Consider the following 16,537-nt stretch of genomic DNA (forward strand, 5'->3'; position numbering starts at 1 on the left):
AAGGACCTACGATATGGCAAAAATTCTCAAGAATATCTCCGAAATCCGCCGGTTCTTTCACCGAAACGAGGATCCGGTTTATTTCATCTCGGCCACGAACTTTAACCTCTTGGGCCTCGATGAGTGGGTGAAAAATTTCAAATATATCTGCTACATCGACTGCTACGGCGGCAAGCATCCCAACGTCTTTTGCCCCTCGGAACAGCCTCATGCGGAGTTCCAGAGCATCGAGGACATCAACAACTACCTGCTGCAGCACAAGGAGGTCATCGACTTCGTCAAACGCCGCGGCGGCAAGCCCAAGTTTGTGTTCCTCATGTTCGACGAAGAGACCGAGCGTCTGTCCAAGGAGCTCGGGGCCGAGGTCTGGTTCCCGAAAGCGAAGCTGCGCCAGTCGATGGACAACAAGATCGAGACGGTGCGCATCGGCAACAAGGCCGGCGTGCCGTCGGTGCCCAACACACTGAGTGAAGTGGAAAGCTACGAGCACCTGCGCGAGATCTGCGAGAAGGCCAATCTGGGCCATGACCTCGTGCTGCAATCGGCCTATGGCGACAGTGGCCATACCACCTTCTTCATCAAGTCCGAGGCCGATTTCCGCCGCCACGAGAGCGAGATCGTCGGCGAGGGCGAGATCAAGATCATGAAGCGGATCGACTGCCGTGGCGCCGCGATCGAGGCTTGCGCCACCAAGGAGGGCACCATCGTCGGCCCGCTGATGACCGAGCTTGTCGGCTTCAAGGAGCTGACCCCCTACCGCGGCGGCTGGTGCGGCAACGAGATCCTCGCCACCGCCTTCCCGCCCAAGGTCCGCGAGAAGGCCCGCGATCTGACCTTCAAGTTCGGCGAACAGCTGCGGAAAGAGGGTTATCGCGGTTATTTCGAATTGGACTTCCTGATCGACAAGAAGACCGGCGACCTGTGGTTGGGGGAGTTGAACCCGCGGATCACCGGGGCAAGCTCGATGACGAACCACGCCGCCTTTGCCCATGCCGATGCGCCGTTGTTCCTGTTCCACCTGCTGGAGTTCAGCCGCAAGAAATTCACTCTCGACGTGGATGAGTTGAACGCCCGATGGGCCGATCCGGACAATATCGACGGCTGGAGCCAGATGGTCATCAAACACACCGAGGACAGTGTCGACATCTGCACCGAAGCGCCGGAGACCGGGATCTACAAGATGAAGGAGGACGGCACCGTCGTCTTTGACCGTTTCGACTATCACCGCCGCGCGGTAGAGAGCGAGAACGAAGCCTTCTTCCTGCGCATCTTGCAACCGGGTGACTATCGCTACGAGGGCGCGGATATCGGTATCCTCGTGACGAGGGGGCGGTCGATGACCAAGTCTTTCCAGTTGAACGAACGCGCGAAAAAGTGGATTCATGGGATCAAACGCAGCGTGGATGGCAAACCCTTGCCCACCGCCTCGGCCGGTCCAGAGCTTTCTGATCCGGCGTTCAAGATCCTGTAGAAAGACGAAAGGCCGCGATGTATTGGCGCGCATTGTCCGAAGACCAGCCCGGCCCGAAATGGGCTGGACTCTTCGCGGCCTATTGGCCTGATTACCACGCATGGTGGCTGAAGGAGGGGGAGGCCGCGCGCCCGACCTATGCCCAGTGCCGCCGTGCGCTGGCCCAGCATATGCCCGAGATGCTGCCGCTTTATGACCAGCTTTGCAGTCTTGCAGGCGGCGGCGATCACGCGGCGCGCTTTCTCAGTTTCTACTGTCCGCCGCCCTATCTGTCGGCCTGTTCGCAGGCGATCTGGGCGGGGAAAGAGCCGGTCATGGTGCGCAACTATGACTATAACCCAAATGCCTTTGACGCGATGGTGCTGCGCACCGGTTGGCAGGGGCGGCAGGTCATGGGCACCTCCGACGGGCTTTGGGGGCTGGTCGACGGGGTGAATGATGCAGGGCTGTCGATCTCGCTGACCTTTGGCGGGCGGCGTGTGGTGGGCGAGGGCTTCGGTGTGCCGCTGATCCTGCGTTATGTTTTGCAGACCTGCGAAACCGCGCAAGAGGCAGGCGAGGTGCTGGCGCGGGTGCCCACGCATATGAGCTACAACGTGACCGTGCTGGACCGAAAGCGCAGCTATCTGACGGCTATGATGGCCCCCGATCGCCCCGCTGTCATCACCCGTGCCGCAGTGGCGACCAATCATCAAGAGAATGTGGAGTGGGTCAGCCACGCCCGCTTTACCGCCACGGTCGAGCGGGAGCGCTACCTTTTGCAACGTCTGCGTCTGCACCGCGACCCGGAGGAGAAGTTCATCGGCGCCTTTCTCAAGCCGCCGCTTTATTCCACGGCCTTCAACGCGGGGTTCGGCACGCTTTACACCGCCGTCTACCGTCCGCGCAAACGCGAGATGGAGTTGCGCTGGCCCGGCACGACATGGGCGCTGTCGCTGTCGGATTTCACCGACGGAGCGCGGCAGGTCTTGGTGCCGGGGGCGGCATGAGCGTGGCGGCGCGCAAAGGGCCGCTGTCCTCGCTCAGGGTGGTGGAGTTTTCCGGCCTTGGCCCCGCGCCACTGGCGGGGCAATTGCTGGCCGATCTGGGCGCGGATGTCATCACGATTGACCGCAAAGCCGCCCCGGCGGACCCGTCGGACATCAACCGGCGCGGCAAGCGGTCGGTGGTCTTGAACCTGAAAACCGCCGAAGGGATCGCCGCGGCGAAGGCGCTGATCGCCTCTGCCGATGTGCTGATAGAAGGGTTCCGCCCCGGCGTGATGGAGCGTTTGGGCCTTGGCCCTGACGCCTGCCCCGAGGCTCTGATCTATGGTCGCATGACCGGCTGGGGCCAGACCGGCCCATGGGCGGAAACGGCGGGGCATGACATCAATTATTTGGCTCTCACAGGGGCACTTCATGCCATGGGCCGCGCCGATGCGCCCCCGGTGCCGCCCTTGAACATGGTGGCGGATTACGGCGGCGGGACGATGTTTTTGCTGTTCGGTATCCTTGCTGCCGTCATCGAACGCGGGGTGACCGGCAAGGGCCAAGTCGTCGACGCCGCGATGGTCGATGGGGTGCCTGCGATGATGGGGCTGATCCATGGTATGCTGGCCCAAGGCGCTTGGACCGAAGAGCGTGCCGCCAATTGGCTCGACGGGGCCGCGCCGTTCTATCGGTGCTACACCTGTGCGGATGGGAAATTCATCTCGGTCGGGGCTTTGGAGCCGCAGTTCTACACGATCTTGCTAGAGAAGTTGGGCCTGCCTGCGGCGCTTGCCGAGAGCCAGAATGACAGGACGACATGGAAGGCGCGTATCGCCGATTTCGCCGCGATCTTCGCCACCCGCGCCCGGGACGACTGGGCGGCGCATTTCGACGGCTCGGATGCCTGCGTGGCCCCGGTGCTCAGCTTTTCCGAAGCGCCGGACCATCCGCAGATGGCGGCTCGGGGCAATGTGGTGAGGGTCGATGGCGTGTTGCAATCGGGCCAAGCGCCGCGTTTCGGCGCCACTGCGCCCCAGATGCCCAGCCCCCCGCGTGCCATTGGGGCCGATACCGATGCGCTGCTAGACGAACTTGGCCTGCCGCGCGACCGCGCATGAAAAACCCCCGGCCAAAGGACCGGGGGTAAGTCTCGTCACAGAGGCAAGGCTCAGGCCGCTTTGCGGTCATGTTTGCCTTCTTCGATTTCCTCGACGATCTTACCTACGAAAGCGTCGAGATCCTCGGGCGAGCGGCTGGTCACGATGCCTTGGTCGGCCACCACTTCGCTGTCTTCGTATTGCGCACCGGCGTTCTTCACATCCGTCGCGATGGAGGAGTAGCAGGTCGCCTTGCGGCCCTTGATGATGCCCGCCTCGATCAGCAGCCACGGGGCGTGGCAGATGGCGGCGACGGTCTTGCCGCTGTCGTGGAACTTGCGGATCAGAGCCACCGCGTCTTCGTTGGCACGCAGCAGGTCGGGGTTGATTTGGCCACCGGGCAGCACGATGCCCTGGTAGTCGTCGACGTTCACGTCCCCGAGGGCGAGGTCTGCAGGCACGGTGTTGCCCCAGTCATCTTCGTCCCAGCCCTTGATCTCATTACCGTCGGGCGTGGCCACATGAACGGTGGCGCCGCGGTCGCGCAGATCGTTCAGGGGCTTTTCCAGTTCGGACTGCTCAAAGCCGTTGGTGGCGAGGATCAGGATCTTTGCATTGGTGATATCAGTCATTGCTTTCTCCTTTGTCATTTCTGCTGGACCAACGGTCTGCTTGGGCCCCTGTTCCCCTCACATTCGCGCGAGGGCGATGATCCGCCGGTGCAGATACGCCACAGGGTGGTGAATATTTGTTGATACGTCGAAGGGCGGCATCATATATGCGTTCAGAATGGATCGCCCCAACACCCCCCTTGCCGAATTGCCCATAGACGAATTGATCGTCTGTCCGCAATGCGACGCCGTCTATCGGCTGCGCCGCCCCGCCCATGGGGAGCGGGCGAGTTGTGAGCGGTGCCATACCGCCCTGATCACGCCTCGCAGGAACGCCGGGTTGCAGATCATCGCCGTGGCGGTGGCGGTCATGGTCTTGATCATCGGGGCGGCGGTCTTTCCTTTTCTCACCATCGACGCGGCGGGGGCCAGCAACGCGGTGTCGGTGCTGGATGCGGCCCTTGCCTTTTCCGGCGGGCCGATGATCTTCTTGTCATTGGCCACGGCGGCGCTGATCTTTTTCATCCCGCTCTTGCGGGTGTTGCTGACACTCTATGTGCTGATCCCCGTGGTGCTGGATCGCCCGCCCGCGCGCCATGCCGTCGCCGCCTTTCGGCTGTCAGAGGAGCTGCGCCCTTGGTCGATGGCCGAGGTTTTTGCCATCGGCTGTGCCGTGGCGCTGGTCAAAGTGGCCGATCTGGCCGATGTGGGTTTTGGCCCCGCGTTTTACATGTTCGGCGCGCTGGTGATCCTCGTCATCGCGCAGGACAGATTCTTATGCAAATGGTCCGTATGGAATTCTCTGGAACATCCCAAGACATCGTGAGCGCACGGGAGTTGGGCATCGTGGCCTGCACCCGCTGTAACAAGCCTGCGCCGATGGGCACGGCGCTTTGCAGCCGCTGTGGCAGCAAGCTGGTCTCGCGCGACCGGATGAGCCTTCAGCGTGTCTGGGCCTTCTGGACCGTGGGGCTGATGTGCTACATCCCCGCGAATACCTATCCGATGCTCAAGACCCGGACGCTGTTTCAGGTTGAGGAAAGCACCATCATCGGCGGGGCGGTGGAACTGGCGCAATATGGCAACTGGGGGATCGCCTTTATCATCCTTTTCGCGTCTGTCGCCATTCCACTGGCCAAGTTCATGGCCGTGGCCTTTCTCGCGATCAGCGTCAAACGGCGCTCTGTCACCTCGCAGCGGCAGCGGCATTACCTTTACGAAATGGTTGAGTACATCGGGCGCTGGTCGATGATCGATATCTTTGTGGTTGCGATTTTGTCTGCTCTGGTGCAACTCAAGACACTGGCCGCTATCAATCCCGGTACCGCGAGCATCTTTTTCGCCCTCTCCGTGATCTTTACCATGCTGGCGGCACAAGCGTTCGATACCCGCATGATCTGGGACGCTCAGACCAAGGACGAGGGCCTGAAAACCGATGACTAAGACACCTCCCGACCTCCCGATTTCGCCGACCCGCAAGATGTTTCTCAGCGGGGCTTCGGTGATTTGGATCATTCCGATCCTCGCTTTGATCGTGGCGCTTTTCGTGGCCTACCGCTCGTACAGCGAACGCGGCCCGGTGATCGTCATCGAGTTCGAAGAGGGCGCGGGCATCTCTGCTGGAGAGACCGAATTGCGCTTTCGCGATGTGACGGTCGGGGTGGTCGAGAAGGTCGGCTTTACCTCGGGTCTGGACCGGGTGACGGCGCATATCCGCGTCGACAAGGACGTGGCCCCCTATATCGACAACGGCGCGGTCTTCTGGGTGGTGCAGCCCGAAGTCACCGCGCAGGGCATCACCGGGCTCAGCACGGTGCTGAGCGGTGTCTATATCGAAGGGTCATGGGACCAACAGGTCGGCCCGGCGGCGGAGCGCTTTCAAGGGTCATCGACCGAGCCGCTGATCCGTGGCGGCCAAGGCGGGCTTGAGATCGCCTTCCGCTCCACCGCGAACGGGCATCTGACCGACAATGCGCCGATCCTTTACAAGGGCATCGAAGTGGGCCGCGTCGGCTATGCCAAGATCGCCCCGCGCGGCAATTTTGCCATTGTCGAGGCGCTGATTTTCGAAGAGCACCGCCAGTTGATCAATGAATCCACCCGGTTTTGGGACGCGTCGGGCTTTAGCGTCAACATCGGCCCGGCAGGGGCCGAAATCGACTTTTCCTCGTTGGCGACCCTTGTTGGCGGCGGCATCACCTTTGACACCTTCGTCTCGGGCGGGGCGCAGGTGTCTGACGGGACGGTGTTTGAGATCTACCCCGACAAGGAAACCGCGCGGAACTCTGTCTTCAACGCCTCCGAGGTCGATCCACTGAAGCTGAGCGTCGTGTTCGACGACAATATCTCGGGTCTGATCGTCGGCGCCCCGGTTGAGATGAGCGGGCTTGAGATCGGTGAGGTCGAGACCCTGTCGGGGCTGGTGGATTTCGAACGTTTCGGCGACAGCCGCGTGCGGCTGAATGCGATCCTGTCGATCCAGCCGGCGCATTTGGGGATGCAGGATGACGTGACCGCCGAAGCCGCTTTGGCTTTCCTGAAAGAGCGTGTGGAAAACGGTCTGCGCGCGCGGCTTGCATCGGCCAGCCTGCTGACCGGCGGTTTGAAGGTTGAGTTCGTGGCCGTCGAAGACGCGCCCGAGGCCTCGTTGAACGAGACGGAGAATGGCCTTGCCTTGATGCCGACCACGGAAAGCGACGTCTCCGATGCCGCGGCCACGGTCGAAGGTGTCTTTACCCGCATCAACAGTCTGCCGATCGAAGAGTTGCTCAACAGCGCGATTTCCTTCCTGAACTCGGCAGAGGCTTTCGTGTCGGACGAAGACCTGCGCGAGACCCCGCAGGACGTGCGCACCCTTCTGGGCGAGTTGACCGGGCTGGTCTCGTCCGAAGAGGTCAAGAACGTGCCGGTCGCCCTGAACGGCACCTTGGTGCGGATCGAAGAACTGGTGGCCCAGCTTGAGGAAGAGCGCATTGCCGAGCGCCTGTCCGCCGCGCTTGAGGGCGCGTCGGAGGCGGCCAATGCGGTATCCTCCTCAGTCGAAGGTGTGCCGGAGTTGGTGGAGCGCATTCAGGCGGTGGCGGCCAAGGCCGAAACGCTTGAGGTCGAAGAACTGGTCGTCGCGCTCACCGATCTTACCGAATCTGCTGACGCAGTGATCGGTACCGAAGATGCGGTGGCCCTGCCGGGCGCGCTTAAGCGGGCGTTGGATGAGGTGAACGCCACGCTTGAGGAATTGCGCGAAGGCGGCGCGGTCGAGAGTGTGAACCGCACCTTGGCCTCGGCCCGCAATGCCGCGGACAATATCGCCGTCTCGGCGCGCGATCTGCCACAGGTGGTCGAGCGTTTGACCGCGCTTTTTGCCCAAGCCAGCCGCACCATCGAAGGCTATAACCAAGGTGAACAGCTCAGCCGCAGCGCCGAACGCACGCTGCGTGACATCCAGAAAGCCGCCGATGCCCTTGCATCTTTGGCGCGGACCATCGAACGTAACCCCAATTCTCTATTGCTGGGACGGTAAAGCATGACACTTGCAAGACCCTTGATCACCCTCGGCCTCATGGCAGCCTTGGCGGCCTGTGGCAGTACGGCTGAACGTTTCCCCGTCCGCGCCCCGGCGGTGACAGAGAAGACCCCCATCTCTTTCAGTTCCGTCGAAGTGCGCGATGTCTCATTGCCGACCTATGCCGCCTCCGAGGAGATTTCGGTGCAATTGGCCGATGGCAGTCTGGTCAGCTCCACCGATGTGCTCTGGGCCGATGCGCCTGAGCGGGCCGTGGCGCTGGAGCTTAGCCAGAACCTCGCACGGATGACGGGGCGGCGCATCGCGTCTGAGCCTTGGCCGTTTGAGGCCTTCCCCGATGCCCGGCTCGAAGTGCGCTTTGCCGAACTGGTGGCCACCGAAGCCGGAGAATTCCGCGCCTCCGGCCAGTATTTCGTGGCCGTCCGGGATGAGCGTCGGGAGCGGTCGGGCCTGTTTGACCTCAGCGTGCCGTTCAATCCCGAAGGGGGGGCGAACGCCATTGCCGCAGCGCGGGGGCAACTCGTCCTCGATCTGGCCCGGTACATTGCTCAGAATGGTCTGAAGTAGGGCCAAACGCCGGGCTCTTTCCGCGACGCGCGTTGTTCTGTCTGTTCGGAAAATTCTGAATAGTCTTGATTTGTGCCTCACCTTGTCTATCTACCGTCAACGCACCTGCCGTGGACGGGAAATGATGGATAGCACCGACCAAATCGACCAAGTCCGCGATGACTTCATTACCCGCATGGGGGTGGTGGCCATGGGCGAGGGGCTGCCGCGCATGGCGGGGCAGATCTTTGCGATGTTGGTGTTCGAGGGCGAGCCGATCGCCTTTGGCGCGCTGTCGCGTCGCCTTTCCGTGAGCCGCGCCACGATCAGCACCTCTATTCGCCTGCTCGAAGAGCGGGGTCTGATCCGGCGGGTGAACAAGACGGGCGACCGGCAGGACTACTTTCAACTTGCCGATGACGCCTATGCCGCGATGACGAAATATGCGCTGGCAGGAACCCGCCACGCGAAATCCGAGATTAACGATACGATCAGCAAGCTGCCCGAAGAGGCCGAAGGGGTGCGCCAGAGGCTCGATACTTTCGCCGCCTTCTATGACACGATCAGCGCCGCGCTTGATGACGTAGCAACCCGGGTGAGCAAGCCCAAGAATTGACGCGCGGCCCGATCACGGGGGCGCGGTGATGGAGTTCGATCAATGAGTGACACCTCTCAAGAGCGCCAGACGCTTTCATTCGACAGCGATGCCGGCTCGAAACGGTCGAAGTTCATCGCCGGTGGGATTGCGCTGTTGATCGCTCTTTGGATGGGCAGCGGCTATATCATCCCCTCCGAAGAGACCGAGGAAGCCGCCGCGCCTGCGCCCATTTCCCCCGAAGCGGTGACCGTGGCCGTGCGCGGCTCTCAGGCCGACAGCGTAACGCAGGTCTTTGTCGCCGAAGGACAAGCCCTGCCGGACCGAGACACCATGGTCCGCGCCGAAGCGGGCGGTGAGATCGCCGAGGTGCTTGTCGCCAAGGGCGATGTGGTCGAAGCGGGTGCGTTGATCGCGCGGCTCAGCACCACGGCGCGCGATTCCGATCTGGCCCGCGCGCGTGAGGAACTAAGCCGCGCGCAGCGCGAATACGACAATGCCCAAGCCTTGCTGGACCGCGGCGTCTCGACCGTGGACCGTGTGAGCCAAGCCCGCGCGACCTTGGCCGCCGCTCAAGCCTCGGTCACCGCCGCCGAAGAGGCGCTGAACAACACCGAAATCCGCGCCCCCTTTCCCGGGCGGCTAGAGATGCTCGACATCTCGGCGGGTGAGTTCGTCTCCACCGGTGAGGAAATCGCGCGTCTGGTCGACAACACGCCGCTGACGATCCAAGTGCAGGTGCCCCAGCAGTCGCTCAAAGACATTGAAGAGGGTCAAACCGCCGAAGTTGTTTTCATCACCGGGGCAGAGGCGCAGGGCAAGGTGCAGTTCGTTTCAAGCAGTGCCAGCGCCGAAACCCGGACCTTTACCGCCGAAGTCAGGGTCGAGAACACCGATGGGGCGATCCCCGCGGGCATTTCGGCCCGCGTTCGCATCCCCACGGGCGAGACCCGCGCGCATTTCGTCTCTCCGGCGATCCTGTCCTTGGACACCAATGGCACCCTGGGCGTCAAAACGGTGAATGGCGACGACAAGGTCGTCTTCAACAAGATCGCCATCGTACGCGCCCAGACCGATGGCATCTGGATCGCGGGCCTGCCGGATGAGGCCCGGATCATCACTATTGGGCAGGGCTTCGTCAATGATGGCGAGAGGGTCAATCCGCAGCCCGAAACCGGTGGCGACAGTGAGAGCGAGGCGCAGCCCATGGCGGGTGTGCCCGAGATCGACGAATTGGAAGAGCAGCCAACGGGCGATGGCCAGATCACCGGCAGCGCCGAAGCCGCCCAGCCGGAGCAAGTGGAATGAACACGCTGATCGACGCCGCTTTCAGCCGCGCCCGCGTGGTGATCCTGAGTTTGGTGATGATTTTGGCGGTCGGCGCCTATGCCTATGTCGGCATCCCCAAGGAAAGCTCGCCCGAGATTCCGATCCCGACGCTCTATGTCTCGACCTCTCTCGAAGGCATCTCGCCCGAGGACAGCGAGCGGTTGCTCGTTGAGCCGCTCGAGACCGAACTCAGCGCCATCACCGGGTTGAAACAGATCACCTCGAACGGGGCCGAGGGCCATGCCTCGGTGCAATTGGAGTTCGAGCCGGGGTTCGATTCAGACGAGGCGCTCGACAAGGTGCGCGAAGGCGTGGACCGGGCCAAGTCGGACCTGCCCGAAGACGCCACCGATCCGGTCGTGACCGAGATCAACACGGCGCTTTTTCCGATCCTGACCGCGATCCTCTCGGGCCCGGTGCCGGAAAGGACGCTCAACACCATTTCCGAAGAGTTGAAGGACGCGATCGAAGGGCTGTCCGGCGTGCTTGAGGTGGATGTCGGGGGGGAGCGGACCGAGCTTTTGGAAGTGCTGATCGACCCTACGGTCTTTGAGACCTACAACATCTCTTTCGAAGAGCTGATCAGCCAGATCAACCGGAACAACCGCCTGATCGCGGCGGGGGCGATTGAGAGCGGCGCGGGGCGGCTGGTGCTCAAGGTGCCGGGGCTGATCGAGAATGTCGAAGATGTCATGTCGCTGCCGATCAAAGTGCGCGGCGATACGGTGGTGACCTTTGCCGATGTCGCCACGATCCGCCGAACCTTCAAAGACCCGACCGGATTCGCCCGCATTGATGGCCAGCCCGCGCTGGCGCTTGAGATCAAGAAACGCTCGGGCGCGAATATCATTGAGACGGTCGCGGCGGTGCGCGAATTGATTGACGAGATGCGCGCGGAATGGCCCGACAGCATCACCGTCAAATACACCCAAGACGAATCCGAGCAGGTCCAAGACATGCTCAGCGATCTTGAGGCCAATGTCATCGCGGCGGTGATCCTTGTGATGATCGTGATCGTCTGGGCCTTGGGAGTCCGCTCGGCCCTGCTGGTGGGCTTGGCCATTCCGGGAGCGTTTTTGGCCGGGGTGACTGCGCTTTGGGTCATGGGCTATACGATGAACCTTGTGGTGCTGTTTTCGCTGATCCTCGTGGTGGGGATGCTGGTGGACGGGGCCATCGTGACCACCGAGCTGGCCGACCGGCGGCTGCAAGAGGGGCATTCGCCCCGCGCCGCCTATGCCCATGCCGCCAAGCGCATGGCATGGCCGATCATCGCCTCGACAGCGACGACGCTCAGCGTGTTCTTCCCGCTGCTGTTCTGGACCGGCACGGTGGGGGAGTTCATGAAATTCCTGCCGATCACGGTAATCCTGACCCTGACTGCATCGCTTTTCATGGCGCTGGTCTTTATCCCCGTCGTCGGCGGGATCATCGGCAAGCGCCCGCCGCAATCGGCCAAGGACAAGGCCACGCTCCATGCCGCGGAACAGGGCGACCCGCGTGACCTGAAAGGCTTTACCGGCGGCTATGTCAAACTGCTGCAATTCGCCATCCTACGCCCGTGGATGACGCTGATCCTAGCCATCTCCCTGCTGATGGGCGGCTTTACGGCCTATGCGCAATTCGGCAACGGCATCACCTTTTTCCCTGATGTAGAGCCTGATTTTGCGCAGGTGCAGGTGCGCGCGCGGGACAATTTTTCGATCTACGAACAAGACGCGCTGGTGCGGCAGGTCGAGCAACGCCTCTTTGCCTATGACGAGATTGCCAGCGTCTATGCCCGCACCGGCAGCAGCAACCGCGACAGTGCCGATCTGATCGGCACCATTCAGGTTGAGTTCACCGAATGGGACGAACGCCGGACCGCCGCGAAAATTGGTGAAGAAATCCGGACCGAGATGGCGGCCATTCCGGGGATCGACGTGCAGGTGCAAACCGCCTCGAACGGCCCCTCGGCGGGCAAGCCCGTCAATCTGCGGATCAAGGCGCATGACCCGCAGGTGCAGCAGCAGGTGGTCGATCAGATCCGCGAGAAGATGGCCGATATCGGCGGCTTCACCGATGTGACCGACTCGCGCCCTCTGCCGGGGGTGGAATGGCGCATCGCCGTGAACCGGTCCGAGGCCGCGCGGTTCGGGGCCGATATCTCGACGTTGGGGCAGGCGGTGCAACTGCTGACGCGGGGCATCACCGTGGCGGATTACCGGCCTGACGATGCCGAGGGTTCCATCGACATCAACGTGCGCTTCCCCTCCGATGAGCGCACGCTGGAAGAGTTGCAGTCGCTGCGCGTGCCGACCTCGGCGGGGCTGGTCCCGATCTCGAATTTCGTGACCTTTGAGCCAAGCCCCCGGACCGGCACGATCACACGGGTGGATCAAGAGCGGGTGGTCACGATCGAGGCCAATGTCGCGCCGGGCGTCTTGGTGAACGACCAGACCGTCGCCCTGCGCAGCGCGATCGACGCGATGGACCTGCCGCCGGGTGTCGAAGCCTCTTTCGCCGGGGAGGCGGAGGACCAGCAGGAATCGATGATCTTCCTCGCGGGCGCCTTCATCACCGCTATTTTCCTGATGTTCGTGATCCTCGTGATCCAGTTCAACAGCTTTTATCAAGCCTTCGTCGTCATGTCGGCCATCGTCTTTTCGATTGCCGGGGTGCTCTTTGGTCTGCTGATCACCGGACGGCCCTTCGGGGTGGTCATGGGCGGCATCGGGGTGATCGCGCTGGCGGGGATCGTGGTGAACAACAATATCGTTTTGATCGACACCTACAACGACCTCAAGAAAGCGGGGCTGTCGCCGCTGGAGGCCGCCTTGCGCACCGGGGCGCAGCGTTTGCGGCCCGTGGTGCTGACCTCGGTTACCACGGCGCTTGGCCTGATGCCCATGGTGATCGGCCTCAACATCAACTTCTTCACGCGTGAGATCGTCTATGGCGCGCCTTCCACCCAATGGTGGACCGAGCTGAGTTCGGCCATCGCGGGCGGTCTGGTGGTCGCCACCGTGCTGACGCTTGTGGTGACCCCGGCAATGTTGATGCTGGGAGAGAAGAAGGCGAAACGCGCTGAGCCGACCCCGCCGGAGCCGGAACCGGTCGCCGTCTAGCGCAGGGTCAAGCCGCTAAAGATCAGGCGGCCCACGATCAGGCGGCCTTATCGGCCTTGTCTTCGGTCAGGATGGTGTAAAGCGTGGCCGGGTCGGGGTTCGACCGTAGCTTGGTGCAGATGCTGGTGTCGCGCAGCGTACGGGCCACCAGCGCCAGCGCCTTGAGGTGCTCCACCCCCGCGTCTTCGGGGGCGAAGAGGGCAAAAGCCACGTCGACCGGTTGCCGGTCGACCGAGGAAAAATCAATCGGCTTGTCCAACAGCACGAAGGCACCGACGACCTTGTCGATCCCGTCCATCCGCGCGTGGGGCAGGGCAACACCATGGCCAACGCCGGTCGGCCCGAGGGTTTCGCGCGTCATCAACGCATCCACCACTTGGCCGGCCGGCAGCCCATAGGCTTGCTGGGCGAGTTCGCCGATATCCTGCATCAGACGCTTCTTGCTTGAAGCCGAAGTCAAAACCTTCACGGCCTCTGGCTTGAGGAGTTTGCCGAAATCCATTCCGCTCGCCCTGCTCTGTGGCGGAAGTTACCGCCGTGGGTTACGAAGGGTCGATCCAGCCGATGTTGCCGTCTTCGCGGCGGTACACGACATTCATCCCTTCCTGGCCTTCCTTGCGAAACAATAGCACCGGATCGCCCGACAATTCCATCTGCATCACCGCTTCGCCGACAGACAAAGTTGGCACCTTCGTCTGCATCTCTGCAATGATCATGGGTTGGAGGGTATCAGGTTCCTGCGCATCTGAATCGCTGTCTGACGCGAGGATATAGGAGGACGCCCCCAGAAGTTCAACCGGTTCGGCGCGTTCTTTGTGATGGTCCTTCAGGCGGCGCTTGTAGCGGCGCAGCTGTTTTTCCATCTTTTCGCAGCAGCTGTCGAAGGCGGCGTAGATCTCTGTCGCCTTGGCCTTGGCCGAGGCATTGAGGCCGGTGGAAAGATGCACGGTGGCCTCGCAGGCAAATTCGTGGCCCGTTTTGGAAAACACCACCATCGCATCTGTCGGGCGTTCGGCATATTTGCTGACCGCCTCGTCCAGTTCGGTCCGGACATGCGTCCGAAGCGCGTCGCCAATGTCGATCTGTTTGCCACTGATCTGATACCGCATAACGTCTCCTTGTCTTTCTTGTTCCGAACATTGCCAAACGGTCCACATGCGTGGCGCGCGACAACTTTCAGATATGGAGGAATGGCGCTGCGACCAGGATGATTTTGACCGTTCCTTCGCGGGAAGGGCCATGCAGGATCAAACAGGAACGCGATGTCACCATAGCTCAATGAGGCCGCGTTTCGGTTTGAAAGTCAATGGCGCCGATGCGCACGCCGCCCTTTAATCGCTACAATCAGAGCGGTTTCCCGCATCATGCGGGCAAGGCTTCGCCGAGGTCTGGAAGACCCGGAAAAACGCGCTAAGTCTTAGGAAATACGGAAGTTATCGCCAAGGTAGACGCGGCGCACATTCTCGTTTTGCACAACTTCTTCGGGCGTTCCGGACATCAGAACTTTGCCCTCATGCAGGATATAGGCGCGGTCCACGATCTCTAGGGTTTCGCGCACATTGTGATCGGTGATCAGCACCCCGATGCCGCGTTTCTTGAGGTCGGCAACCAATTGCCGAATGTCCCCGACCGAGATCGGATCGACCCCGGCAAAGGGTTCATCAAGCAGCAGATAGTTCGGGTTGGCGGCCAGACAGCGGGCGATTTCCACCCGGCGCCGTTCCCCGCCCGATAGCGCCAGGGCAGGCGCGCGGCGCAGGTGTTCGATGGAAAATTCGGTCAGCAACTCTTCCAGCCGCTCGCGGCGCTGGTGGCGATGTTTGACCCGAATATCGAGGATTGCGCTGATGTTGTCTTGCACCGACAGCCCGCGAAAAATGCTCATCTCCTGCGGCAGATAGCCGATGCCAAGCTGGGCGCGGCGATACATGGGCAGGGTGGTCACGTCTTTGCCGTCCACGGTGACGCGCCCGCCTTCGGGCGTGACCAGACCGGCCACCGCGTAGAAAGTCGTCGTCTTGCCTGAGCCGTTCGGTCCCAAAAGGGCCACGACCTCGCCCCGGTCGAGCTCCATCGAAAAGTCGCGGATCACCGCTTTCTTGCGGTAAGACTTGCGCAGGTGTTGAATGCGCAGGCCGGAATCGCCCCCGGCGACTTTCAGTTCAGGCGGCATCAGTTGTCGCTGCCGGGCTGCAAAATGGTCTTCACGCCGCCCGACATCTGTGCCGTGCCGTCGTTCAGGTTTACCGTCATCTCTTGCGCGCTCAGGGCACTGGGGCCCTGGGTCATCAGCACGTCGCCGCGCATCACCAAGGTGCCTGCGTCGATGTCGTAATCGGCGCGCTGCGATTCAGCGGCGTCCTCACCAGCGACCAAGACCACGCCGCCGGTCGCCTCCAGCTTGGCGATGCCCTGATCCGAGGCGCGATAGACGACCTCGACCTTCCCGGCGGAGAGGGTCATTTCACCCTGAGAAATCAAAACATTGCCTGTGAAGACGGCGGTGCCGGTGGCATTGTCGACCGACAGGTTGTCGGCGGTCACTTCGACGGGTTGACTGGTGTCTTGCTCAAGCGCGCCGAAGGCGACGTTGGCAGATTGTGCAGAGACAGGGGCGGCCTGCAGCGCGAAAAACAGCGGCAGCATCAAAATAAACAAGTGTCTCAAGGCAGTTACTCTTTCGTTGCTTGCGGCGTGTATATCAGTTTCACACCCTTTGTGAAAAGCAATTGCGATCCGGCGCTGTTCTGCCGATTGGTGATGGCCATGCTTCCGGCGGTGATCTCGCCCGCGGGGCTGGTGGCTTGGACCGGGCCGGGCGATTGCAGGTCAAGCGTGGTGAGGTTCGAGATCATCCGCTCGGACAGGATTTCGTAGCCGGTTGAGGTGCTAACCCGCACATCGCCCGCCAGTTCCGCCGCCTCTGCGCCGGTGTCGAACCGCCCTCTGTCGGAGTGGAGCTTGATCTGGGCGCCGCCCTCCAAGTCTAGCGTGGCCTCGATCTCCTCGGCTTCATTGGTGCCGGTCTCCCCGCCGGGGGTGGTCAGCTTCTCGGCAAAGAATGAGATCAGATCGCCATCCGCGGTGGTGCCGGAATAGAAAGGTCCGGTGATCTGTTGGTCGCGCAGCCGTTCCTGAACCTCTTTGTCGGCGAAAGGGATCACGGCCTGCGGTTCAATCGCCCGCGACAGCAAGAACAGGGTCGATAGCAGCGCCAGCGCGATCAGCGGAAAGAGCACTTTCAGCCACGACACGACGCGAGAGTGGCGATCCCCCTTCATCCCGCG

The 16,537-nt window shown here is 62.0% G+C and carries 16 protein-coding genes; 10 read left to right on the forward strand and 6 right to left on the reverse strand.

What is annotated here, in order from left to right; translation table 11 throughout:
* Positions 1 to 13: 13 nt before the first annotated feature.
* From ACGYLC_RS02355 to ACGYLC_RS02365, 3 genes are read left to right on the forward strand one after another with little or no spacing between them, the layout of a single operon-like run.
* Positions 14 to 1,471: a biotin carboxylase gene (locus tag ACGYLC_RS02355; RefSeq protein ID WP_394421451.1), complete on the forward strand. Its 1,458-nt coding sequence runs from the start codon at positions 14 to 16 to the stop codon at positions 1,469 to 1,471.
* A gap of 17 nt (positions 1,472 to 1,488) precedes the next feature.
* The gene (locus ACGYLC_RS02360) at positions 1,489 to 2,460 is read left to right on the forward strand and encodes a C45 family autoproteolytic acyltransferase/hydolase (RefSeq protein WP_394421453.1); all 972 of its coding nucleotides are present in this window, start codon (positions 1,489 to 1,491) and stop codon (positions 2,458 to 2,460) included.
* Complete coding sequence (locus ACGYLC_RS02365) at positions 2,457 to 3,560, forward strand: CaiB/BaiF CoA transferase family protein (RefSeq protein ID WP_394421454.1); 1,104 nt, start codon at positions 2,457 to 2,459, stop codon at positions 3,558 to 3,560. The genes ACGYLC_RS02360 and ACGYLC_RS02365 overlap by 4 nt, the downstream gene beginning before the upstream one ends.
* Positions 3,561 to 3,610: 50 nt before the next feature.
* Here ACGYLC_RS02365 and ACGYLC_RS02370 read toward each other — a convergent pair whose 3' ends face one another.
* On the reverse strand, positions 3,611 to 4,171 hold the full coding sequence (locus ACGYLC_RS02370; protein ID WP_394421455.1) for a type 1 glutamine amidotransferase domain-containing protein: 561 nt from the start codon (positions 4,169 to 4,171) through the stop codon (positions 3,611 to 3,613).
* A gap of 157 nt (positions 4,172 to 4,328) precedes the next feature.
* On the opposite strand from ACGYLC_RS02370, the gene ACGYLC_RS02375 reads away from it, so the two are divergent.
* From ACGYLC_RS02375 to ACGYLC_RS02405, 7 genes are all read left to right on the forward strand, one after another.
* Entirely contained in the window at positions 4,329 to 4,976 is a 648-nt protein-coding gene (locus ACGYLC_RS02375) for a paraquat-inducible protein A (RefSeq protein WP_394421457.1), read from the forward strand.
* Positions 4,934 to 5,593 carry a paraquat-inducible protein A gene (locus ACGYLC_RS02380; RefSeq protein WP_394398912.1) on the forward strand — a complete coding sequence of 220 codons (660 nt, stop codon included), beginning with the start codon at positions 4,934 to 4,936 and terminating at the stop codon, positions 5,591 to 5,593. The genes ACGYLC_RS02375 and ACGYLC_RS02380 overlap by 43 nt, the downstream gene beginning before the upstream one ends.
* Complete coding sequence (locus tag ACGYLC_RS02385) at positions 5,586 to 7,670, forward strand: MlaD family protein (protein WP_394421458.1); 2,085 nt, start codon at positions 5,586 to 5,588, stop codon at positions 7,668 to 7,670. Before ACGYLC_RS02380 ends, ACGYLC_RS02385 begins: the two co-directional genes overlap by 8 nt.
* A 3-nt stretch (positions 7,671 to 7,673) precedes the next feature.
* Positions 7,674 to 8,240: a membrane integrity-associated transporter subunit PqiC gene (locus tag ACGYLC_RS02390; protein ID WP_394398404.1), complete on the forward strand. Its 567-nt coding sequence runs from the start codon at positions 7,674 to 7,676 to the stop codon at positions 8,238 to 8,240.
* 121 nt (positions 8,241 to 8,361) lie between these two features.
* Positions 8,362 to 8,835, forward strand: coding sequence for a GbsR/MarR family transcriptional regulator (locus ACGYLC_RS02395; RefSeq protein ID WP_394421460.1), 474 nt, complete (start codon positions 8,362 to 8,364; stop codon positions 8,833 to 8,835).
* Positions 8,836 to 8,877: 42 nt separating this feature from the next.
* Positions 8,878 to 10,122 (forward strand): efflux RND transporter periplasmic adaptor subunit, encoded by a 1,245-nt coding sequence (locus ACGYLC_RS02400; RefSeq protein WP_394421461.1) that lies wholly within the window; start codon positions 8,878 to 8,880, stop codon positions 10,120 to 10,122.
* Complete coding sequence (locus ACGYLC_RS02405) at positions 10,119 to 13,250, forward strand: efflux RND transporter permease subunit (RefSeq protein ID WP_394421463.1); 3,132 nt, start codon at positions 10,119 to 10,121, stop codon at positions 13,248 to 13,250. The genes ACGYLC_RS02400 and ACGYLC_RS02405 overlap by 4 nt, the downstream gene beginning before the upstream one ends.
* A 37-nt stretch (positions 13,251 to 13,287) precedes the next feature.
* On the opposite strand, the gene ACGYLC_RS02410 is transcribed toward ACGYLC_RS02405, so the two are convergent.
* From ACGYLC_RS02410 to lptC, 5 genes are all read right to left on the reverse strand, one after another.
* Complete coding sequence (locus tag ACGYLC_RS02410) at positions 13,288 to 13,752, reverse strand: PTS sugar transporter subunit IIA (protein WP_067630567.1); 465 nt, start codon at positions 13,750 to 13,752, stop codon at positions 13,288 to 13,290.
* A 40-nt stretch (positions 13,753 to 13,792) separates the two neighbouring features.
* A complete protein-coding gene (gene hpf / locus ACGYLC_RS02415) occupies positions 13,793 to 14,359 on the reverse strand; it encodes a ribosome hibernation-promoting factor, HPF/YfiA family (protein WP_067267651.1) in 567 nt (188 codons plus the stop codon).
* A 308-nt stretch (positions 14,360 to 14,667) separates the two neighbouring features.
* Positions 14,668 to 15,426: an LPS export ABC transporter ATP-binding protein gene (gene lptB, locus ACGYLC_RS02420; protein ID WP_394398914.1), complete on the reverse strand. Its 759-nt coding sequence runs from the start codon at positions 15,424 to 15,426 to the stop codon at positions 14,668 to 14,670.
* Positions 15,423 to 15,896 carry a lipopolysaccharide transport periplasmic protein LptA gene (gene lptA, locus ACGYLC_RS02425; RefSeq protein WP_394374296.1) on the reverse strand — a complete coding sequence of 158 codons (474 nt, stop codon included), beginning with the start codon at positions 15,894 to 15,896 and terminating at the stop codon, positions 15,423 to 15,425. The genes lptB and lptA overlap by 4 nt, the downstream gene beginning before the upstream one ends.
* A gap of 26 nt (positions 15,897 to 15,922) precedes the next feature.
* Complete coding sequence (gene lptC, locus ACGYLC_RS02430) at positions 15,923 to 16,531, reverse strand: LPS export ABC transporter periplasmic protein LptC (RefSeq protein ID WP_394421464.1); 609 nt, start codon at positions 16,529 to 16,531, stop codon at positions 15,923 to 15,925.
* Positions 16,532 to 16,537: the final 6 nt, after the last annotated feature.

It is taken from the genome of Sulfitobacter sp. 1A12157, from assembly GCF_043557345.1.
Lineage (GTDB): Bacteria > Pseudomonadota > Alphaproteobacteria > Rhodobacterales > Rhodobacteraceae > Sulfitobacter.